Annotated in this window: 21 protein-coding genes; all 21 read left to right on the plus strand. The window is 47.5% G+C overall.

Features of this window, described 5'->3' with window-relative positions; genetic code table 11:
* Window positions 1-84 precede the first annotated feature (84 nt).
* Complete coding sequence (locus BC351_RS42905) at window positions 85-669, plus strand: quinone oxidoreductase family protein (protein ID WP_208629727.1); 585 nt, start codon at window positions 85-87, stop codon at window positions 667-669.
* Between the two features lie 61 nt (window positions 670-730).
* A complete protein-coding gene (locus BC351_RS42910) occupies window positions 731-1,063 on the plus strand; it encodes a hypothetical protein (protein ID WP_208629729.1) in 333 nt (110 codons plus the stop codon).
* Between the two features lie 64 nt (window positions 1,064-1,127).
* Entirely contained in the window at window positions 1,128-2,177 is a 1,050-nt protein-coding gene (locus BC351_RS15110) for a sulfite oxidase (RefSeq protein ID WP_079413379.1), read from the plus strand.
* Between the two features lie 70 nt (window positions 2,178-2,247).
* Complete coding sequence (locus tag BC351_RS15115) at window positions 2,248-2,874, plus strand: NAD(P)H-dependent oxidoreductase (RefSeq protein ID WP_341865994.1); 627 nt, start codon at window positions 2,248-2,250, stop codon at window positions 2,872-2,874.
* Between the two features lie 458 nt (window positions 2,875-3,332).
* Entirely contained in the window at window positions 3,333-4,517 is a 1,185-nt protein-coding gene (locus tag BC351_RS15120) for a sensor histidine kinase (RefSeq protein ID WP_079413381.1), read from the plus strand.
* Between the two features lie 12 nt (window positions 4,518-4,529).
* Window positions 4,530-5,219, plus strand: coding sequence for a response regulator (locus tag BC351_RS15125; RefSeq protein WP_079413383.1), 690 nt, complete (start codon window positions 4,530-4,532; stop codon window positions 5,217-5,219).
* A 155-nt stretch (window positions 5,220-5,374) separates the two neighbouring features.
* On the plus strand, window positions 5,375-5,854 hold the full coding sequence (locus BC351_RS15130) for a DUF1453 family protein (RefSeq protein ID WP_079413385.1): 480 nt from the start codon (window positions 5,375-5,377) through the stop codon (window positions 5,852-5,854).
* A gap of 173 nt (window positions 5,855-6,027) precedes the next feature.
* Window positions 6,028-6,954: a S66 peptidase family protein gene (locus BC351_RS15135; RefSeq protein ID WP_079413387.1), complete on the plus strand. Its 927-nt coding sequence runs from the start codon at window positions 6,028-6,030 to the stop codon at window positions 6,952-6,954.
* A 125-nt stretch (window positions 6,955-7,079) separates the two neighbouring features.
* A complete protein-coding gene (locus tag BC351_RS42735) occupies window positions 7,080-7,250 on the plus strand; it encodes a hypothetical protein (protein WP_167388025.1) in 171 nt (56 codons plus the stop codon).
* Between the two features lie 182 nt (window positions 7,251-7,432).
* The gene (locus tag BC351_RS15140; protein WP_079413389.1) at window positions 7,433-8,260 is read left to right on the plus strand and encodes a DUF427 domain-containing protein; all 828 of its coding nucleotides are present in this window, start codon (window positions 7,433-7,435) and stop codon (window positions 8,258-8,260) included.
* Between the two features lie 263 nt (window positions 8,261-8,523).
* Complete coding sequence (locus tag BC351_RS15145; RefSeq protein WP_079413391.1) at window positions 8,524-9,666, plus strand: betaine/proline/choline family ABC transporter ATP-binding protein; 1,143 nt, start codon at window positions 8,524-8,526, stop codon at window positions 9,664-9,666.
* Window positions 9,663-10,319, plus strand: a complete 657-nt coding sequence (locus tag BC351_RS15150) for an ABC transporter permease (RefSeq protein ID WP_079413393.1) — start codon at window positions 9,663-9,665, stop codon at window positions 10,317-10,319. Before BC351_RS15145 ends, BC351_RS15150 begins: the two co-directional genes overlap by 4 nt.
* Window positions 10,320-10,339: 20 nt before the next feature.
* Window positions 10,340-11,281 (plus strand): ABC transporter substrate-binding protein, encoded by a 942-nt coding sequence (locus tag BC351_RS15155; RefSeq protein WP_079413395.1) that lies wholly within the window; start codon window positions 10,340-10,342, stop codon window positions 11,279-11,281.
* Window positions 11,282-11,311: 30 nt separating this feature from the next.
* A complete protein-coding gene (locus BC351_RS15160; RefSeq protein WP_079413397.1) occupies window positions 11,312-12,670 on the plus strand; it encodes an LLM class flavin-dependent oxidoreductase in 1,359 nt (452 codons plus the stop codon).
* A gap of 12 nt (window positions 12,671-12,682) precedes the next feature.
* Window positions 12,683-13,504, plus strand: coding sequence for a DUF427 domain-containing protein (locus BC351_RS15165; protein WP_079413399.1), 822 nt, complete (start codon window positions 12,683-12,685; stop codon window positions 13,502-13,504).
* Between the two features lie 28 nt (window positions 13,505-13,532).
* Window positions 13,533-14,438, plus strand: a complete 906-nt coding sequence (locus BC351_RS15170) for a DMT family transporter (RefSeq protein WP_079413401.1) — start codon at window positions 13,533-13,535, stop codon at window positions 14,436-14,438.
* A 92-nt stretch (window positions 14,439-14,530) separates the two neighbouring features.
* On the plus strand, window positions 14,531-15,901 hold the full coding sequence (locus BC351_RS15175) for a dihydroorotase (RefSeq protein ID WP_079413403.1): 1,371 nt from the start codon (window positions 14,531-14,533) through the stop codon (window positions 15,899-15,901).
* On the plus strand, window positions 15,898-17,151 hold the full coding sequence (locus tag BC351_RS15180; RefSeq protein ID WP_079413405.1) for a M20 family metallo-hydrolase: 1,254 nt from the start codon (window positions 15,898-15,900) through the stop codon (window positions 17,149-17,151). The genes BC351_RS15175 and BC351_RS15180 overlap by 4 nt, the downstream gene beginning before the upstream one ends.
* Window positions 17,152-17,166: 15 nt before the next feature.
* On the plus strand, window positions 17,167-18,807 hold the full coding sequence (locus BC351_RS15185) for a urocanate hydratase (protein ID WP_079413598.1): 1,641 nt from the start codon (window positions 17,167-17,169) through the stop codon (window positions 18,805-18,807).
* Window positions 18,808-18,844: 37 nt separating this feature from the next.
* Entirely contained in the window at window positions 18,845-19,936 is a 1,092-nt protein-coding gene (locus BC351_RS15190) for a DUF917 domain-containing protein (protein WP_079413407.1), read from the plus strand.
* A 5-nt stretch (window positions 19,937-19,941) separates the two neighbouring features.
* Window positions 19,942-21,483: an HAL/PAL/TAL family ammonia-lyase gene (locus BC351_RS15195; RefSeq protein ID WP_079413409.1), complete on the plus strand. Its 1,542-nt coding sequence runs from the start codon at window positions 19,942-19,944 to the stop codon at window positions 21,481-21,483.
* Window positions 21,484-21,493: the final 10 nt, after the last annotated feature.

Consider the following 21,493-nt stretch of genomic DNA (forward strand, 5'->3'; position numbering starts at 1 on the left):
AGTCATTGACTTTGTACGTGAAACAAACTATATTGTTTGTAACACAAACTAATTTCTCGGCAGAAGCTGAGAATGGAGGTCCATATGATGTTTGCTGCTGTAGTACGTTCGTTCGATTGTGCTCCGAAATACGAATTGATGAATACGCCAGAACCGTCTGAAAGTAGTGAGGTCCTTGTAGACGTTCTTGCTGCGGGCTTGCACAATCGTGTGAGATCTCAGGCCAACGGTTCTCACTACAGCAGCTCCGACGAGCTGCCGTTAATCCCCGGTATTGATGGTGTTGGGAGGTTGCCTAATGGTCAGTTGGCCTATTTTGTAGCACCGGACACATCTCTGGGTACGTTCGCAGAAAAGGCGGTCATCGACTTGCGACGCAGTGTACCTTTGCCTGAAGGTGTTGATCCTGTTCTAATCGCTGCAGCCATGAATCCAGCGATGTCATCCTGGGTAGCTCTTCGGCGCCGAGTTGATTTTCAGCCTGGGCACAAGGTTCTGGTTCTTGGCGCGACAGGCAATTCCGGACAGATGGCTGTCCAGATTGCCAAGCTTTTTGGTGCAAGTCAGGTTATCGGTGCCGGACGTGATCAGAATCGGCTCAATTCTCTTTCAGCGTTAGGCGCGGACGTTATCGTTTCACTCGCAGACGACCCTGAGGCGGCTTGGTGAAGCAGCATCTGAAGTTGACATCGTCATTGACTATCTCTGGGGGAAGCCTGCTGAGCTTGCGATGCTCCCGCTGCTGACGCAAAGATCAGATCGGAGCCGAAAGCTAACTTGGATCCAAATTGGTTCCGTTGCTGGTCCTACTGCCGCTGTGCCTTCTGCTGCACTTCGATCTGCCAACTTTCAAGTGGTTGGCAGTGGCCAAGGTTCGGTTTCGACTGCTGGGTATGTGGCCGAATTTCCGGCGCTAATCGACGCTATTTCGGCTGGCAAGCTTAAAGTGAGTTCGGTCTCTTTTCCACTTTCCCAAGTGGAGGAAGTTTGGAATGCCCCCATGGGGATGGGGGAACGGGTTGTGTTCGTCCCGACTGTGGAAACGGAAAGAGCGCTTTGCTAAAAGAATGAATGAAGTCCGCCCTTCATAGAATAGAGAACATTGCTTGCTTAGAAAGGAGCCTTACATGGATCTCTATTATGCCGGGCGGATTCCCCGCTCCATTATTCCAGAAAATCAGGAATTCCCCATGTTATCACTTTCGAGCAGGATTACACCAGAATTTCAGTATTATCTCCGCAATCATTTTCCTTATCCTGTATTGCCTTCGAACGATTGGGCGCTCAAGATTGAGGGACTTGTCCATAAACCAATCTCTATCAGTTATCAAGCGCTATTTCAATGCCCCCAAATCACCTTGCCCGTTACAATGGAATGTGCAGGCAACAAGAGGGCCTATTTCCAGCCCAAAACCAAAGGGGATCAATGGGAGCAGGGAGCTGTAAGCCATGCGCTCTGGACGGGAGTTCCCCTCCGAACACTTCTGCAGATTGCTGGAATAATGCCTGATGTTAAGGAAGTCATATTTGAAGGAATGGATACAGGAGAACGTGCGGACCTGCCAGGTATGTTTTCTTTTGCCCGAAGCCTTCCAGTAGAAAAAGCCATGCATCCCGATACATTGATAGCTCTCTGTATGAACGGAAAACCAATACCCTACAAACATGGATACCCCGCAAGATTAATCGTTCCGAACTGGTATGGCATGGCTTCTGTCAAATGGCTTAGCCGCATTGTGGCTGTAGATCACGCGTTTCTGGGACCTTTCCAAAGTAATGATTATGTCATTTACCGCTCCGAAACAGATTCTCAGCGCAGACCTGTTACTCTGATGAAGGTGAATTCCGTTATTGCCCAGCCCACAGATCAAGCTATTATGAGAAGAGGGAGGCACTTCATTACAGGTACAGCATGGTCAGGTCATGGGATCGTTAATAAGGTTCAGATTAGCTTTGATGATGGAGAGACATGGGATCACGTGTTATGGATTGATTCCGAGGAGAAGTACAGCTGGAGAAGATGGAGGTGGGAATGGGAAGTATCCGAACCTGGAACTTACTCTATTAGGGTGAAGGCGACAGATGACAAAGGCAATACCCAGCCTCTTCAGGCGGATTGGAATGTGAAAGGTTATGAAAACAACGCAATTTTTCAAATTCAGGTTTATGTGGATTAATTTTTTTTGATTTTATATTGACTTACAAATCAATCAAAAATAAAATAGAGTCAAGGAGCGTGATTTTATCTTGTTTGTTGAAGAAAAGAAGGACGGAAATTTGAAAATACTGGTTATCGTGGCTCATCCCAATTTGGGGCAGTCGCGCGTGAACCAGCGGTGGGTAACGGAATTGCACAAACATGCAGGTCAAGTAACGGTGCACGAATTGTATGCAGCCTATCCGAATAAAACAATTGACATTGCTCGCGAACAAAACCTTATCGCTGAACATGATCGTCTTGTGCTGCAATTCCCGCTTCAATGGTATGGTACACCTTCTTTGCTAAAGCAATGGCTGGATGAAGTCTTTACAACTACTTGGCTGTTCGGGCCTGGAGGCAGAAAAGTAGCTGGCAAAGAACTCGTGCTCGCCATCTCTATCGGCGGTGCCCGAGAGACTTACCAGGCCGGCGGCTTGATCGGTTACACCATAAGCGAGCTGACTCGTCCCTTGCAAGCCTTTGCCAACCAAGTTAGCATGATAATGCTCCCGTATTTCAAATTCTACGGCGCGATACAAGCAACGGACGAACAGATTGAAATGAGCACCCAACCATTCATCCGACATATCCTGGATCCTGAACTTGATCCTCGAATAGCAAGGAAACGAATGTTTGAAGAAATGCAACAAAAAATAAGCATGGCTCAGAAATAATGGCAGCACCGCGGACGCAAATGTTCGTGGTGTATTTTATTTTGACTAAATTCTCGGAGAGAACGGGGGGACCACTTTCTAAGTAAAGCAGGAGCCTTCCTCTCGATAAAGGGCTGAAGTAAAAAGTGGATTTCATTGGATTAACTCCAATGCAGGCTAGTTTGAAAAGCTGGATGGGCGATTTCATTGGAAAAACTCCAATGCAGTATCGCATAAAGCAGCCATTGTGAGGTTCAATGGAGATATTCATTGGATTATTTCCAGTGTAAGCTGGCAATTGGCCCTTTAATGGCTCATTACATTGGATTAATTCCAATGCAATGAGTCCCCGCTTTTTTATGATTTCGGAGTTGCCTCGCTTGCAGAACGTATAACATCGTACGTTTGATTTTAGTTATATGGTAATATCAAGTTAGAAGATTTCCAATGATATTTGCGCAAAGAAGGAACGTGAAGGTATGTCGGAAGAAGAAGAACTGCATCAGAGCAAGGAAGCTCCGGCTCCAATGCAAAAGAAGCTGTGGGTAAGAACTGTAGCGTCGTACATCGCGATTGCCGTTACCATACATGACACTATGAAGTATCCCTCTTTTGCCCAATCGTGGATAGAGTGGCTGTTCCTGCTAGGGTACTTGTTACTGTGCTGGTTCCCTCGCGGGAAGAGTTATAGTTTACGGGGGCTGGCGGTTATTTCTGTGTCGATCGCACTTATGCATGTGATCAATGTAATCCTGCTCCACTCCGGCTATTGGAATGTATCGCTGCAGCTCATCTTGGTTGGTTTTATGACCAGTAGAGCAGGGAATCGTTACATTCAATGGGTTGGCTGGGGGATTATCGTGGAAATGATCGCACTCTCCTTGATGTTTCCGGACTCGCTGGAAAATCGGCTGTGGAGTTTAGTCAGCATTGCGGGTGTTTATTTTGGGGTTCGAGGTATTGCCTACCGCAATGAATATCACAGACGGATCCAACAGCATTTGGAGGCTTTGCAGAAGGCGCATGAAGAACTGCAAGAGGCAACGCTTGTGTCCATGCATCATGCGGTGCTGGAAGAGCGGAGCCGGATTGCCCGGGATATTCACGACTCGCTTGGACACAGTCTCACATCATTGATCGTACAATTGCAAGCTGTACAGTATATGGTCGCTGGCGGTCCTGATGAGGCGCGCGAAGCTGTGAAGAATATGCTTGCCGTGGCGCGGCAAAGCTTGAAGGACATCCGCAGCTCTGTCCATGCATTGGCTGACGACAGGCATCATCTAGGCATCGACTCGCTTAGGGCGCTTTTATCGCAAACACAAAATCACTCAGGGCTGCAAGGTATTTTTCATGCAGAGGATGGCTTGGACCTGCCTTCAGAGCTGCTCATTGTCCTGTATCGGATTTTGCAGGAAGCACTAACGAATATAACTAGGCATGCGGAAGCAACATCCGTAAGCGTTAATATCTACAAAAGCGCAGGTGAAATATTCATGGTAATTGCCGACAACGGCAAGCTGGCTGGTGTGCAGGAACTTCATTTTGGTTTTGGCTTGCACGGGATTCAGCAGCGCGCGGCGTCCCTTGGAGGCACTTGTGAGTTTGCAGCCGGAGTGCCAAGCGGTCTTCAGGTAAAAGTACGCATACCTTTAATGGTATAGGAGGAAGATTAGGTGGAGGTACAGCAACAACAAATACGCATCCTGTTGGTTGACGACCAGACGATGATCCGACAGGGACTTGGTTATGTAATCCGCCTGCAATCCGACATGGAGGTAGTGGGCGAGGCGGCAGATGGCGAAGCAGCTGTGGAACAATGCCTGAGATGGAAGCCGGATATCGTCTTGATGGACGTGCAAATGCCGAAGCTTACCGGGATTGAGGCGGCCAAACAAATTATAGAGGCGCTGCCTGCAACGAAAATCGTCATTTTGACCACATTTGATGTACATGAATATGTGTATGAGGGTATTCGAGCAGGGGCAGTAGGTTACTTGCTGAAGGATGCCGATTCCGAGGATATGCTGCAAGCGATACGCTCTGCTTACCGCGGCGAGGCGGTTTACCGTACAGCCAAAGCAGGCCAGGCATTGTCTGACGTGTTGAGCGAACGTGAAGCCGGGGGATTGACTGCGGCGTATACGGAGCAATCGGAGGCCTGCCTGCTGGAATCATTGACTAGCCGGGAGCAGGAGGTGCTGCAGCAGATGGCGTATGGACTGCGGAACGATCAAATAGCTGTGAGGCTGACCATTTCAGAAGGCACGGTTAAGACGCATGTTCATCGTATTTTGCAGAAGCTGGCGGTCGATGATCGTACCCAGGCTGTCGTATATGCGATTCGTCAAGGTATTGTCGAGTAAGTCGAGCAGAAATGGAAGCCTAGTTCTATATCTATAGATATAGGTTAAGCTCACAGAAATCAACAGCTAGATAGCATCGCAAATTGCCAAGGTGCTGTAACATAGGTTGCAGAACGGACGGTGGTTAGCCGGCCAAAACCAAGGGGGCTTTTGCGATGATGCAAATACTTATAGTGTTAGCCGTCATTTTTTTGATGGTAAGAAGACAGTTAGGAACGAGGACCGTCAACCGAAGAATGGTGATACTGCCATTAATTTTGTTGGTGTATGGCTTTTACGTTGCATCTAGCATTTCCGGTATGGACGCTGGAGGTTGGTTGCTTCTTATTCTTGGTGCTGTGATTGGTTTCCCAATCGGGATATGGCAGGGGATATTAACGAAAGTATTCAGGGAAGGCGGCGTTTGGATGACCAAAGGGTCTCCCATCGGCTTAGCCGTATGGCTGTTGTCCATTCCAGTTCGCTACGGCTTAAGATTCGGCTTAGCGTATGTCATTCCAACGCATGCGTCGTTTACTGGCGGGAATGCTTCTATTCCTTTCTTGTTTGCTATTGCCGGCATCGTATTAGGTCGACTGGTTGGCATTTGCATGAAACACCCGCAAGTCGCACAGCAACTAACAGCAAGAGCATAAAATCATAAAATGCTGCTCTTTCACTAAGCAGGAGTAGGCTGATGGCAAAAGTTCTCGGCAAGTGACTTGGATGGATATTTGATTGATTTTGGTTTGGGATGACAAAATAAACGTGCACATTCCATTCGCAATCGCATACTCTGGTACAAATGTCATTACATTTGGAGGGGTCTATGCCAATCAAACCACCAATTTTAAAACGGGGAGACACAATTGGGGTTGTTACTTTGGGTACCCCTCTTAGTGCGAAGACGATCACTGACCGAATACGAACACTGCAAGGAATGGGTTTCCATGTTGTAGTGGGTGACTTCGTTTATCTCGAAGACGGATACCTTGCAGGGACAGATGAACAACGAGCGTTAGATTTCATGAATATGATAAGAAATCCAAATGTAAACATGATACTTCCCACACGTGGAGGTGTTGGAGTCGCTGGAATTTTGCCATATCTAGACTACTCACTCATACACCGCAATCCCAAAATAATTTCAGGATATAGTGACATCACGATTTTATTAAATGTACTTTATCAATTCTGCGATTTAATTACTTTTCACAGCCTGCTCCTTATTGATTTCGATGCCAGTGAGCCTCCCTATAATTTCAATCAATTTTATGAGGCAACGGCTGTATACTTACCGACAAGAACCATTTTGAACCCGGAAGGGATTCCTTTGATCGGTAGGGTAAGGGGAGATGTTACAGGACGTATCGTAGGAGGTAATTTAACATCCTTTTCGGATGCTATCGGTACGCCATATGAAATCAATACGAGTGGCAAAATTATCCTGATAGAAGAAACTCATGAACCGATTAACAAGGTTTATCGGATGATCAATCGGATGAAAATGTCTGGCAAGTTCGACGATTGCCTTGGAATTGTCATGGGAGAATGCACGAATTGCTCAGCAGCGTATGGAAAATCGTATGAGGATCTGATAAATGAAGTAATTGTTCCTCTCGGAAAACCATTATTGACAAATCTGGCATCCGGACATGGCAAATACAAAGCGGCAATCCCAATTGGCGCCAATGTTCGTTTGAACGCGAACGATAACAAATTGACGGTGCTCGAAAGCACCGTATCTCTGTCATAGGGTTCGTATGTTCTGAAAATTCGGGGGCATAGTATGGAATAGATAACTTCGGATTCGTTGACGATTTGGGATAAAATTCAAGCATCCATCTCATACTAACGGAAGAGATGATGGAGGTGAATGCTATGCCCAAAAATGACGCCAATCCAAAGTATGACCGTGAAAATAACAAAGCAGACAAGAAAGATAATCAGCAGAATAACGCTCATTTCACCGAAGAAGCACAAACGCTGACGAGCAGCAAGGCCGATGATAATGTCCCAAGTTTAAACGGAATCCCTAAGAATCAAGTTTGATAATCTGGCTGCTCTTCCCGTCACTATATGAGGGGAGAGCAGTTTTTTTTATTTCCTAAAGGCATTATTTTAATCCCTATTGGATTAATGGGAATAAACCTTGAAATATTATCCAAGCGGTGTTATTATCTAATAGTGATAATTAATTATCTTAAAATGATATTTATTCAGGAGGTATTTCAATGAGTCAATCATCAGTGGATGATCAAACATGTCAAGTCGGCAATCCAGCTAAGAAAAACATTCAGATTGAGACGACCCCTAGACGGGTTCGAGTTCGTGTAGGCGGGGAAACAATTGCAGATAGTAAAGAGGTCTTGCTGCTGCATGAGCGGGGCCATCTTCCGGTCTATTACTTCCCTGAGTCTGATGTCCGCAAGGATTTGCTGTCTCCGAGTGTGCATTCAACACATTGTCCGCTTAAAGGAGATGCGAGCTATTGGGATATTCAAGTGGACGGACGGGTTATTGAAAATGCGGTTTGGAGCTACCCGCAACCGATTCCAGAAAGTGAAGCGATACGCGGGTATCTAGCTTTCTATTGGAACAAGGTCGATACATGGCACGAGGAAGAGGAAGAAATTTTTGTACATCCCCGGGATCCCTACAAACGCGTTGATGCAATTGCCAGCTCAAGGCATATTGAGATCATCTTGAACGGGGTGAAGCTAGCGGACAGCAAACGGCCGGTTATCGTATTTGAAACAGGTGTGCCTGTTCGTTACTATTTGCCGAAGGATGATATCCGATGGGAGTTGTTTGCACCTTCTTCACTGCAAACTAGCTGTCCTTACAAAGGAACTGCGACATATTTAACTGCGAACATTGACGGCCAGACATATGACAATCTCGTATGGAGCTACCAGAACCCTATACCGGAAATTCCAAAGATTGCTGGTTTGTATGCTTTTTATAATGAGAAAGTGGAAGTCTATGTGGACGGTCAGCGAGAGGCTGAACCCAAATGGTTCCGTTCTGCTCTTGATTTCTTTAATGCAAGTGAAGTATAAGCAATCTTCCATTCGTCCATCAGCTGAATAATGATGGATTGAAGACTGACCTGATAGCAGGAAGTCTTTTTTTATTTAAACATACTATTCCGATGAGATTAATTAAAATAATCATTGACAATTGAAAAATATCATTATAATATTGAAATACGGTTATTGATTATCACAATATAATAATGTAGGGATCCACCAAACGATTGGAGGTCTCATTTTCCCGCAAGGGAGGATGGGGCCTTTTACTGTTGCGAAAGGATGTTTCGATCATGAGTGAAATTGCTTTGGAATTCAAACAAGTAGGCAAAAATTACGGTTCGGGTTTCGTTCTAGAGAACTTTGATCTCCAAGTTCCTAGGGGGCGCATTGTGACGCTTATTGGTCCTTCCGGTTGCGGTAAAACAACCATCCTGAAGATGATCAATCGGTTGATTGAGCCAGAGGAAGGACACATACTGCTGGATGGTACGGATATCAGTTCGCTCGACCCGGTGGAGCTAAGAAGAAATATCGGATACGTTATTCAACAAATAGGTTTATTCCCACATATGACCATTGAGGAAAATATTACAATTGTTCCTAGGTTAAAAGGGGAGTCCAAGAAACAGTTAGTTGCCCGAACAGAAGAACTGCTCAGATTAATCGGATTGGACCCGTCGCATTTTCGCCGCCGATATCCGCATGAACTCAGTGGCGGTCAGCAGCAAAGGATCGGAGTAGCTAGAGCACTGGCCGCCAATCCGTCTATCATTTTGATGGATGAACCGTTTAGCGCGTTGGATCCGATTAGCCGGATACAGCTTCAAAAAGAACTGATCCATCTGAACAAGCACGTCCAGAAGACAATTGTCTTTGTGACGCATGATATCGAAGAAGCGTTGAAAATCGCTGATCAGATTATTTTGCTCAAAGACGGGAAAATTGTCCAAGCCTCGACACCGGAGCAGCTGCTGCAAAGTCCAGCCAACGCTTTTGTACGCGAATTCGTAGGCGCGGAAAGATTCCAAACCGCTGTGACGGAACAAACGGCTGTTAACGTGATGGAATCAGCCATATCCATCAAATCGCAAGCAGCGATCTCCGAAGCTTTTGGACAATTAAAGCTCAACAAGGCTAGGGATTTGATCGTCACCTGTCCAGAGAACAGAGTTCTGGGTGTTGTCGGGGTCGATGAACTTAGTCAGTTTGCCAGGGAAGAGAATTTCCCCATGCTGAAAGTGGAAGATATCATGAGAACCAATATACCTTCTATTCATACACAAACCACCACCGCTCAAATATCCAATCTGCTAAAGAATTATCATATTTTGCCTGTCGTTGACGAATCCCAGCAACTGCATGGCATCGTCACACAGACGAGCTTCATTCAAGGAATTGGCTCAACGCTGATCAGAGATAAGGTGATCGTATGAATCAGTTCTGGAATACGGTACAGGCGGATTGGCCGAAAATTGTGCAAAAAACAACCGAGCATATTGAACTTTCTCTGATTTCCGTTTTCATTGCCTGCCTCATTGCTATTCCGCTGGGCATCTATTTAATCGCACATAAACGAGCAGCCAATGGCGTTATCACGGTGGTTTCGATCATACAAACGATACCAAGTTTAGCTTTATTCGGCTTCATGATCCCGTTGGTCGGAATCGGGACGAAACCTGCGATCATAGCGCTTAGCTTATACGCTCTGCTTCCCATTTTACAAAATACATATGTAGGCATTTCTAGTGTGTCGCCATCCTTGATTGAAGCCGGAACTGGCATGGGCATGACACGCTGGCAACTATTATGGATGGTTCAGCTGCCTATCGCACGCAGCTTTATTATGGCAGGCATACGATTAGTAGCTGTACAAACGATCAGCTTAGCAACAATAGCTACTTACATAGCTGCAGGCGGTTTGGGGGACATCATCACACGAGGGATCGCCATGATTAATACAAATACGATTCTAGAGGGAGCCATTCCGGTATCACTACTGGTCATTATTGTTAATTTACTTTTATTAGGGCTAAACCATTGGTTAACCCCAAAGGGCCTGCGCCCCAAAAAGAATATAACAGGGTAAGAGGAGAGGGGATTTTATCAATGAAAAGGTTTAAACATCAAACGGGTAACAAGTCGTACAATCCTTTGCTTAAAGCAACAACAGCTGGGTTAGCCATCATACTGGCTGTCTCGCTGACAGGCTGTGCCAAATCGGCCTCAAGTTCATCCGATACGATTCATATTGCGACGAAAGGCTTTGCAGAATCCGATATTTTGGCAAATGCATTTAAGCTGCTGATTGAAAATGAAACGAAGCTCAAAACGGAAGTGGCGACGCTTGACAATTCACTTCTGTGGAATGCGGTGAAGGAAAAGAAAGTAGACACCTATGTGGAGTATACAGGCACTGCCCTTATCAACATTATTAAAGCAGAAGCGGAGTTCGACCCGCAAAAGGCTTATGACAAAGTCAAAAAAGAATTGTCGGAGAAAAACCAAATTACAGTTCTTGATCCTATTGGATTCAACAACACCTATGCATTTGGTTTACGCAAAGACCAAGCTGAGAAATACGGCATTAAAACAACCTCGCAATTAGCAGAAAAATCAGGAGAACTCATTTTTGGAGCGACAGAGGAGTTCATTAATCGTCCTGACGCGTGGCCACCGGTAATTAAAACTTATAATCCGAAGTTTAAAGAGATCAAAACGATTCAAAACCCAGGGCTTCAATACCAAGCCATCGAGCAGAAATTAATTGATTCCATGATCCTGTATACGACCGACAGCCAAATTACGGTGAAGCCGATTGTAGTTTTAGAAGATGACAAGCACGTATTCCTGCCTTATTATGCCATTCCGGTTATCCGTGATGAAGTGCTGAAGCAGCATCCAGAGTTAAAAACAATTTTAAACAAGCTCGCAGGTAAAATTACGGATGCGGAAATGCAAAAGTTGAACAGTCAGGTGGACATTAAACAAAGGCCAGCACTGGATGTTGCAAGAGAATGGCTGCAAGCCAAAGGCTTAATCAAGAAATAAGGAAATAACCTGTGTGGGAGGAGCAACAACATGAGTAAAGAAAAACGTCAGATGGCGCTCGGAGCTATGATGTATTTTCCCGCTGGAGAGCATATCTCCAGTTGGAGGCATCCGAAAGCCGATGCGGAGGGACTGCTTGATTTTAACTATTACAAGCAGATTGTGCAGACGGCAGAACGCGGTAAATTCGATATGTTCTTTTATGCGGATGAATTGTATGTATGGGATCGGTTTGAGTCAGGGGTTAGTCATTCCAACAGCATTCGTCCTGAGCCGTTCTCGCTGCTTTCCGCGTTAGCCGTTGTGACGGAGCATATCGGTTTGGCGGCGACGATTTCAACTACGTACAATGAGCCTTATCATATTGCCCGCAAACTGGCAACGTTGGATTATTTGAGCAATGGCAGGGCAGCTTGGAACATCGTAACCTCGCAAACCGATGAGGAAGCGCGTAATTTCGGCAAAGATAAGCATTTGGATCATGCCCTTCGCTATGAACGTGCAGGTGAGTTTGTAGATGTGACGCAAGGCCTCTGGGACAGTTGGGAGGATGACGCACTGCTCTTCGATAAAGCAAGCGGATACTTCGCGGATATAAATAAGCTGCATAATCTGGATCACCAAGGCAAAGATTTTAAGGTTCGAGGTCCTTTGAATATAAGCAGGCCGCCGCAGGGCCATCCTGTGCTCATCCAAGCGGGTGCCTCCGAAGCAGGGAAGGAACTGGCGGCGGCCAAAGCCGAAATCGTCTTCGCGCCAGGATCTACCTTTGCGCCAGGCGGGATGCTGGAGGACGGGCAGCGACTCTATGAGGATTTGAAAGGCCGGATGGCCAAGTACGGCAGGGAACGCGACGAATTGAAAATATTACCTGGCGTAATGCCTATTATTGGCCGCACGGAAGCGGAAGCTAAGGAACAATTAGCATTGATAGATGAACTTACTCCACAACAATTAGGCTTGGATTTGCTATCGCACTACTTGGGTCAAGATGTGTCTTCCTATCCCTTAGACGAGCCGCTGCCTTACCTGCCGGAGATTGCAGAGTTCAATCAAAGCAAGAGCGGTTTGCAACGCATTCGTGAAATTCTTCAGCAAGAAACGTTGACGCTTCGTCAATTGTATCAGCGAATTACGAATAAGCGAGGCATTGCGGGGACACCCGAACAGATAGCCGACCATCTGGAAGAATGGTTTATTCACGGAGCGGCTGACGGTTTTAACATCGCTTTCCCGCATTTGCCTGGCAGTCTGACGGATTTTGTGGATTTGGTTATTCCGGAATTGCAGCGCAGAGGGTTGTTTCGGACCGAATATACGGGGAAAACGCTTCGCGATCATTTGAGTTTACAGCGTCCTGCTAATCGATTTACCAAAGTAAGGGCATAGGGAGGAATTCGTATGGCACATGCAGACCCGCAATGGACATTGCGAGACGGCGATCGGACTGGTTGGCAAATACGGGCAGAGGTGAGTCCAAGATGGATTCGTGTCCAATTTGCCGGAGTGACGGTGGCTGACAGCAAGAAGGTATTAATCGTAACGGAGACTGGCAAGCTGCCGGTGTATTATTTCCCGAAAGAGGATGTTCGAACAGATCTTCTGACTCCTTCCGTACATACGGAAGAGCATGCGAATAAGGGGGAAGCCCTCTACTGGCATATTCAAATTGGAGATACGATCATCGAACGGGCTGCTTGGAGTTATGCCAGACCTAGTGCGGAAACGGAATTTCTCAATGATTATTTCTCATTTGTTTGGAAAAAGGCGGAGGCCTGGTATGAGGAGGAAGAGGAAATATTCGTGCATGCCCGCGATCCTTACTCAAGAGTTGATGCGATTCCAAGCTCTCGCCATATTCAAGTCTACATCGGCGGAGAACTGGTCGCAGACAGCCGGCGTCCTGTTGTTCTCTATGAGACTGGACTTACACCCCGGTATTATTTGCCAAAAGAAGACATCCGATTGGACTTGCTGTCGCCTTCCGATAGCCTAACACGTTGTCCGTACAAAGGGATTGCCTCTTATTGGTCAGCAGCGCTTGGAGGGAAAACGTACAAAGACGTTGTTTGGAGTTATGCCCAGCCGCTACCTGAAGTTCACGAAATTGCCGGTCTATTAAGTTTCTATAATGAAGAAGTAGACGCCCTGTATATAGACGGGGAGCAATGGCTATTGCAAGAGAAAGATCGGCTGCCCTATAAGTCGATCGCTCCGCAATGATGAGCAGGACCAGAAGGAAGCGCGGATAATGACAAGAAAGAAGTCGGCTTTCATCGGTTTGTTCGCCGTAGCCTTGATTTGGGGTATCACTTATGTATTAAGCGCCTATTTGCTAAAGGCGTTCTCCCCGATACTCCTGTCGTTTTTACGGATCTGCATGACGGGGGCATGGTTGGCAGCCTTCATGAATGCACAAGCGATCCAGCACCCGAGTAGAAAAGAGTGGGGCCTGTTAATTGGGTCCGCTATCTTTTTTACATTGATTCAGCAGCCCTTATATTTCATTGGGTTACAGCTGTCCACGGCAGCGAATGCCTCACTGATTTATGCCGTGGCTCCTTTAGCTACGCTGATTCTTGAAGTGATATTTTTGAAATCAAAGCTCCATTGGAGCAAGATGGCTGGCGCATTAATTGGCTTTAGCGGTGTCTTGGTTATTGTCATTTTCAGCGGGCAATCTTTGGGCTTATCTATTGGGGATTTGTATTTAATCATTGCCATGCTGGGACTTTCAATTAGCATCTTGTTTACGCCCAGCTTATCCAAGCGGATGTCCCCGTTTTCTATTTCTCTATACTCCACACTGATTGGCAGTATTCTCATGGTGCCAATGGCAGCAGGTGAACGGTTGATTGGGGTAATGGAAATACACGGAAGTTTCTTCACGTGGATGCTGCTCCTAATCTCAGGGTTGCTTAATGTACTCGCTGGACTTTGGTGGATTCGCGGCATTGCCGAGGTTGGTCCCGGAACGGCGGCTTTATTTAACAATTTACCGCCATTTATCGCGATTATTGCCAGTTATTTATTTCTTGGAGATGCTGTCTACTTCACGCAATTGGCAGGTGGAGTCTTGATTGTGGCAGGCGTTTTCATTTCTAATCATGACTTGTTCAAGCGGGTTCACGGGCAGTCCGGACTAGATATCAACTGAATAAAGGACAGACATGTGCAGGGCACAATCGTCTGTCTTTTCAGCTTTATTGACAGCTCGAACTATCTACTCCACATGGAAGAGGTTATAGCATGATGTTTGATTTAATTATTAGAGGGAACTTGGTTTTGGAGAATGAAGTGATGTACGGGGAAATTGGCGTCCAAGCAGGTAAAATCGCAGAGATTGCCCAGCCTGGAAAGCTTAAGTCGCTTAACATGCAGGACTTTGGCGACTGCTTCGTGTTCCCTGGCATGATTGACGCGCACGTCCATTGCTTCAGCAATCCACATGAAGGCTTTGCGGCAACATCGGAGTCCGCAGCTGTCGGAGGACTGACCACTATTTTGGATATGCCCTATGATCTGGCTGCACCGATTACTAACTTGGCTCGCTTTCAGCAGAAGGTAGAGAGATTGGAAAAAGAAGCGCTGATTGACATTGGCTTGTGGGCAACTATTGCCAAAAGCGGAGGAACACAGCAGATTGGCCTGCTGGCTGACGCTGGCGCAGTAGCGTTCAAAATGTCTACATTTGAAACCGATCCTCATCGCTTTCCTGAAATCGCAGATTCGGAAATTATGAAAGCTATGACGTTGATTAGTCAAACAGGTCTGCGCGCAGCCTTCCATGCTGAAAACAATGAAATGATAAAGCAGTTGACGGAGTCTTATATCCAGCAAGGTCGCTTGGATCCACTAGCACATATGGAAACACGTCCCCCCGTCACGGAGACAAGTGCCGTTCTGAAACTATTGGAATTCGCCTACTGGACGGGGGTCAAGCTGCACATCGTTCATGTCAGTCATCCGCGGACGATTGATTTAGCAATGATTTATAAGCAAATGCAAGTAGATGTGACTACGGAAACGTGCTACCCCTATCTGCTCATGGATGCTTACGATCTGGAGCGATTCGGACCCAAAGCCAAAAATAACCCGCCGCTTAGGCTGCCTGAAGATGTTGTCGGCTTGTGGGATCATCAGCTGCAAGATCACATAGACCTCATTACATCGGATCATGCCCCTTGGGGCAGCGATAAGAAAGAAGTGGGGAATACGAATATTTTTGAAGCTGCTTCCGGTATGCCAGGTGTTGAGATTCTCGTGCCGCTTATGTTTGAATGGGCTGTCGTCAAAGGTGGCATATCCCCTGTTGTCCTAGGCAAATGGCTTTCTCAGCACCCGGCAGAGGTATTTCAGATTCAGGGCAAAGGGAAAATTACCGTTGGCAACGATGCTGATTTTACGGTTATTGATCAGGACCAAAGCTGGATAATCGATGAACAGGCGTTTAAATCGCATTCCAAGCTTTCGCCGTTCCATGGCCGTGAGGTGCAGGGGAAGGTGATTCAAACCATCGTCCGTGGAACGACGGTTTATGACGGCTTCGAAGTGAAGGTCAAACCAGGTTTTGGACGATTCGTCGCAGGAGCAGCCGTGAAAAAGGGGGCATATCAATGACGGAACCCAATCTCAGCCCTAATCAAGAACGGATAGCCAGCGATATCCATAAGCTCGCATCTCTGACGAATCCCAGCAAACCCGGCTGGACGCGGAGGCCGTTCACGAGCTGGTACGCTCTTGGACGTGAATGGCTGCAAGAACAAATGGCGGAATTGCACATGAGCGTACACTACGATGCAGCTTCCAATCTCATTGGAAGTATCCCCGGAAGTGAATCTGAATTGAAACCTATTATGGTTGGTTCACATACGGATACCGTGACTGGCGGAGGCCGGTTTGACGGAATTATAGGAGTCATTGCTGGCTTAGAACTGGTTCGAGTGTTGCGTGAATCAGGAATCACCCTGCGGCATCCCTTGGAAATCGTCGATTTCACGGCAGAAGAGCCAAGCGAATTCGGTATATCGACCATCGGCAGCAGAGGAATGGTTAATAATTTAACAGAGGAAATGCTGCTTCGCCAAGATCCGAATGGACTTGTGCTGAAAGAAGCGATCGTACTTGCTGGAGGCAATCCAGACTTGATTTCGGAGCAAGCACGGAAGCCGGGAGATGTGGCTTTATATTTGGAGCTGCATATTGAGCAAGGTCCAATACTTGAACAGAGCTTGCATCGTTTGGGTGTCGTAACGGGGATTGTCGGCATCCATCGATATCGGATTGTTGTTGAAGGATCGCCGAACCATGCGGGAACGACGCCGATGACGATGCGCTCCGATGCGTTGACCGGTGCAGCGCAGCTTGTGTTGGAGCTTGAAGCATTGATGAATCTAGCCTATGAAGAATCTGTTGTGGGTACTGTAGGGAAATTGAATGTTGAACCCAACGCTTCCAACGTTATCCCAGGTCGTGTTGAATTTGATTTGGAAATAAGGTCAATCAATAGCTCAATTTTAGTTGACATTATTGCGGTATATCAGGAAAAGGCGAAGCGGATTGCGCATCAAAGAGGGCTTGCAATACAGTTCGACAGCTTATCGAAATCCGAGCCCATTCGGGTTAACAACGAGGTGCAGTCAGGTATTCGCAGCGCCTGCCAGCAGACGGGATCTACCCTTGACTTGCCAAGCGGCGCAGGACATGACGGGAATCAGATATCACGCATTGCCCCTATCGGCATGATCTTCGTACCTAGCAAGGAAGGACGAAGCCATTGTCCGGAGGAATGGACCAGCCAAGAGGATGTGGCGTTGGGGGTTGAAGCCTTGATTCGAGCTGTACTTTTATTTGATCAGAGGCTTGATTAGGAAGGGATGATGAATATGGAACGAATTACGGCAGCTAGAGGCTTAAACTTGCGGTGCAAAGGATGGCGCCAAGAAGCGCTTCTCCGCATGCTGGAGAACGTGCTTGAGAATGGAGAGAATCAAAAAGAACTTATCGTGTATGCGGCGTTAGCCAAGGCGGCAAGAAATTGGCCATCTTATCACGCTATCGTTCATACGTTGAAAGAATTGGAAGAGGATGAAACGCTCGTTATTCAATCAGGCAAACCTATCGGCATTTTCAAAACCCATCGGTTCTCCCCGCTTGTCGTGATGGCAAACTGCAATTTGGTTGGTCGATGGGCGACAAGTGAAAACTTTTATCGGCTGCAAGAAAAAGGTTTGCTGATCTGGGGAGGCTTAACGGCGGCAGCTTGGCAATATATTGGTTCCCAGGGTGTTATTCAAGGGACTTACGAAATTTTCCAGAGCATTGCGAGGCTTCATTTTGATGGCAGTTTGGCGGGCAAGTTTATTCTAACTGCCGGTTTGGGCGGAATGGGAGGCGCTCAGCCTCTTGCAGGGACACTTGCGGGAGCAGCAATCTTGTGCGTAGAAGTCTCGCAAGAGCGAATTGACCGACGTATCAAAGCTAACTATTTGCAGCGCAAGACGGACAGCTTGGATGAAGCGCTCCTTTGGATACATGAAGCCGTACAGCAAGGAAAGGCCGTTTCTGTAGGTCTGCTAGGCAATGCAGCGGACATTTATCCAGAGCTTGTCGAGCGTGGAATTATTCCCGATATTGTGACGGACCAAACTTCCGCGCATGATCTCGTGTATGGCTATGTTCCTTCGGGCTATCAAATTGGTGATTTGGAGGCAGCAAGAGTGCATGCGACGGAAAAGCTTCAGCATGATGCCGGGGCTTCTATCGCAAGGGAAGTGAAGGCGATGCTTGAGCTGAAGAAGCGCGGTGCCATCGTTTTCGACAATGGCAACAATATTCGCTCCAAGGCACATCAATACGGTGTCGAGAATGCTTTCGACATTGATATCTTCACAGAAGCGTTCCTGCGGCCATTATTTGCGAGAGCCATTGGTCCTTTTCGATGGGTGGCGCTTAGCGGAGAAGTCAGTGATATTCAAGTCATTGATGACTATATCCTAGAAGCATTTAAGGATAATGACATTATTACGAATTGGATTCAGCTGGCTCGCGAGCATGTTCCTGTAGAAGGACTGCCCGCACGTATTGGCTGGTTCGGGCACGGTGATCGCACGAAGCTCGCTTTGGCCGTGAATCAAATGGTTAGAGAGGGCAAGCTGCAAGGACCCGTTGCCTTTTCGCGCGATCATCTGGATGCAGCTTCGATGACGCATCCGAACATTATGACCGAGCGGATGAAGGATGGAAGTGACGCTATCGCAGATTGGCCGCTGCTCAATGCGATGCTGAACTGTTCTTCGATGGCCGATTTGGTCACGATTCATTCAGGTGGCGGAGGCTATGCCGGCTATATGACGAGCGCAGGCGTTACGTTGGTTGCAGACGGCCGAGTAGAAAGCGATATTCGACTCGAAACAACGCTAAACAATGATACAGGGCTTGGCGTCTTGCGGTATGCCGATGCCGGGTATGAGGAATCTGCGGATGAGGTGCTTCGCAAGGATATCCGCTGGATTGAAACGATATAGAAAACGAAGCTAATCAGATGATTGGAGGAAGAAAGAGATGCGTATTTTAACGGAAGAAGATGTATGGTCAGCGGTTCGTGGTGGTTCTGTATTTGCCAGTGGCGGGGGCGGATGGGTGGACCATGGTTTGCAAATTGGGAACGCGGCTGTTTCGATAGGCCAACCCAAACTTGTGTCGGTAGACGAACTGCCGGACGATGCCATCATCATTACGGCTACCGCAATTGGCGCGCCGGCTGGCACAGATTGGCAGATGCTGGGGACAGATTATATTAAAGCGGTCAAGCTGCTGCAGGAAAACTTCGAAGGCAAGGTCGTCGGCATTATGACACCGCAAAACGGGATGTCAAGTACGATCAACGGCTGGCTGCCTGCTGCCTTGCTCGACTTGGTTGTTGTAGACGCTACTGGAGACATCCGGGCACATCCAACAGGCAAGATGGGCTCGATGGGTCTGGCTGCACGGCAGGATTATGAGACGATTCAAGTCGTTGTAGGAGGCAAACGCGATAACGGCTCCTATCTGGAGCTTGTCGTGAAAGGATCGCCAGCCAAGACATCCAATATTCTTCGCACGGCAGCCGACCAAGCAGGGGGTTTCATCGCTTCTGCGCGTCATCCGCTGCCTGCCTCGTATATCAAAGAGCATGCGGCTATCGGCGGCATTTCTATTGCAATCGAACTGGGCAAAGCAATTATCGCCGCTCAACCGCAAGGTGGTGAGCACGTGATTGCGACCATCGTTCAGCATACAAAAGGCACCGTACTCGGCAAGGGCATCGTTACCAAACGCGATGTGCATTATTCAGGCGCATTCGATATCGGCACCATCACAGTCGAGCTGCCGGAGGGATCGTTAACCTTGCATGTGATGAACGAGTACATGGCAGTCGATGATCAGGACGGGATAAGATTGACGACTTATCCGGATGTCATAACCACGTTATCGGCAGAGACTGGATTGCCAGTTAGTGTGGGACATGTGGAAGTTGGAGCGGAACTGGCTGTATTTTCAATTCACAAAAGCCTCATCCCCTTGAGTTCCAGTGTGAAAGACCCAACCGTTTATCCGGAAGTCGAGAAAGCGCTTGGCATCGCGCTTGCCGATTATGCCTTGGACGGCATCTAAGCCCGATGAGCCAGAAAACGAATCAAGCCATATTGTTAACCGGGAATGATCTAAGCATTGAAGACGTATACGCGGTTGCTGAAGAACGCGCTAAGGTCACTATTGCCGAGGAAGCATGGGAACTGCTCCATAGATCGCGTCAGTTTATCCTTGAGATCTCGGCATCGGACCAGCCTGTATATGGCTTCAACCGCGGAGTTGGTCTCAATAAAGACCGCCATATTGAAGCGGAGGCGTTCGAAGCCTACAATCGTAATCTGCTGTATTCGCATTCAGCCGGCATCCCGCCCTATGCTTCCGATGCGCAGGTGCGAGCCGTCCTCTTGGTTCGGCTGAACTCCCTGCTAGTGGGACGGACCGGGGTCGATCCGACGATAGCCCGGCAGTATGCGGACTTCCTTAATTGCGGCATTCATCCGTTGTTGCCGCTTCGCGGATCGGTCGGGGCAGGCGATATTACACTGTTAGCCCATATCGGACTTGCCTTTATCGGTGAAGGCAATGTGAGTTATGAGGGAAGCAACCTTAGCGCCGCAGAAGCGATGGCGAGAAACGGTTTGCTGCCTGTCCAACTGGGGCCTAAGGATGGTCTGGCCATCGTTTCATCGAACGCCGTTGCGGCTGGAACCGGAGCACTCGTGCTCCATGCATGCAAAGAGCTGCTTGAGCTTGCTGATTTGGTTTATGCACTTTCGCTTGAAGGGCTGCAAGGCCATGTTTCTCCCTTGGATGCAAGCGTCCAGCGGTATAGGCCATATGTCGGCCAGGCACTAAGCGCTGAACGCGTACGCACCTTGCTGACAGGCAGTGGACTCTGGGATCATGCGTCTGCCAGTCTTCAAGATCCGCTAAGCTTTCGCAGTGCTTCCCCAATTCACGGTGCAGCGTTAGATTCTTTGCGTTATGTGCAAGCGGCACTTCAGACACATGTGAATGCATCGGACGATAATCCCTGTGTGTTGGAGGAAGAGAGGCGCATCGTTTCTTGCGCCAATTTCGAGCCGCTTACTTGGGTGCTCGGGCTTGAAATGTTGGGTATTGCGTTAAGCCACGTATCCAAAAGCTCATGCTATCGTACGATCAAGCTGGGAACACCGCAATTTACTGGATTAAGCCGGTTTTTAGCTCCAAATGACCAGACCCTTGCATTCAGTACGATTCAGAAAACCTATACATCGCTTGATGCTGAAATCCGTCATTTAAGCACACCGTCATCAGCAGACTATTATTCCTTGGCGGGGGACATGGAAGATCATGCGAGCAATGCTCCGTATGTGGTTAATAAATTAGAGCAAATCATAGAACGATTGCAATATATTTTAGCGATCGAAGCCATTCATGCTGCGCAAGCCATTGATTTGAGAAGCGGGATTCAGCTTGGGATAGGCACGCATGCGGCTTATGAAGAGCTTCGTACGGTTGTTCCATTCCTTGATAAGGATCGCAGTTTATCCGTAGATATCCAAGCTGCTTTGGCAAAAGTGAAGAATGGCTCTTTAGTGAAGTGTGCTAGATCCGCCATAAGCAAGCCGTTTTCCGAGTCGTAGGAGGATTTTG

The organism is Paenibacillus ferrarius, from assembly GCF_002027705.1.
GTDB classification, from domain to species: Bacteria; Bacillota; Bacilli; order Paenibacillales; family NBRC-103111; genus Paenibacillus_E; species Paenibacillus_E ferrarius.

Coding starts and splice junctions, on each gene's coding strand:
- BC351_RS42905 (WP_208629727.1), top strand. CDS start 85: ATGATGTTTGCTGCTGTAGTACGTTCGTTCGATTGTGCTCCGAAATAC.
- BC351_RS42910 (WP_208629729.1), top strand. CDS start 731: ATGCTCCCGCTGCTGACGCAAAGATCAGATCGGAGCCGAAAGCTAACT.
- BC351_RS15110 (WP_079413379.1), top strand. CDS start 1,128: ATGGATCTCTATTATGCCGGGCGGATTCCCCGCTCCATTATTCCAGAA.
- BC351_RS15120 (WP_079413381.1), top strand. CDS start 3,333: ATGTCGGAAGAAGAAGAACTGCATCAGAGCAAGGAAGCTCCGGCTCCA.
- BC351_RS15130 (WP_079413385.1), top strand. CDS start 5,375: ATGATGCAAATACTTATAGTGTTAGCCGTCATTTTTTTGATGGTAAGA.
- BC351_RS15135 (WP_079413387.1), top strand. CDS start 6,028: ATGCCAATCAAACCACCAATTTTAAAACGGGGAGACACAATTGGGGTT.
- BC351_RS42735 (WP_167388025.1), top strand. CDS start 7,080: ATGCCCAAAAATGACGCCAATCCAAAGTATGACCGTGAAAATAACAAA.
- BC351_RS15140 (WP_079413389.1), top strand. CDS start 7,433: ATGAGTCAATCATCAGTGGATGATCAAACATGTCAAGTCGGCAATCCA.
- BC351_RS15145 (WP_079413391.1), top strand. CDS start 8,524: ATGAGTGAAATTGCTTTGGAATTCAAACAAGTAGGCAAAAATTACGGT.
- BC351_RS15150 (WP_079413393.1), top strand. CDS start 9,663: ATGAATCAGTTCTGGAATACGGTACAGGCGGATTGGCCGAAAATTGTG.
- BC351_RS15155 (WP_079413395.1), top strand. CDS start 10,340: ATGAAAAGGTTTAAACATCAAACGGGTAACAAGTCGTACAATCCTTTG.
- BC351_RS15160 (WP_079413397.1), top strand. CDS start 11,312: ATGAGTAAAGAAAAACGTCAGATGGCGCTCGGAGCTATGATGTATTTT.
- BC351_RS15165 (WP_079413399.1), top strand. CDS start 12,683: ATGGCACATGCAGACCCGCAATGGACATTGCGAGACGGCGATCGGACT.
- BC351_RS15170 (WP_079413401.1), top strand. CDS start 13,533: ATGACAAGAAAGAAGTCGGCTTTCATCGGTTTGTTCGCCGTAGCCTTG.
- BC351_RS15175 (WP_079413403.1), top strand. CDS start 14,531: ATGATGTTTGATTTAATTATTAGAGGGAACTTGGTTTTGGAGAATGAA.
- BC351_RS15180 (WP_079413405.1), top strand. CDS start 15,898: ATGACGGAACCCAATCTCAGCCCTAATCAAGAACGGATAGCCAGCGAT.
- BC351_RS15185 (WP_079413598.1), top strand. CDS start 17,167: ATGGAACGAATTACGGCAGCTAGAGGCTTAAACTTGCGGTGCAAAGGA.
- BC351_RS15190 (WP_079413407.1), top strand. CDS start 18,845: ATGCGTATTTTAACGGAAGAAGATGTATGGTCAGCGGTTCGTGGTGGT.
- BC351_RS15195 (WP_079413409.1), top strand. CDS start 19,942: ATGAGCCAGAAAACGAATCAAGCCATATTGTTAACCGGGAATGATCTA.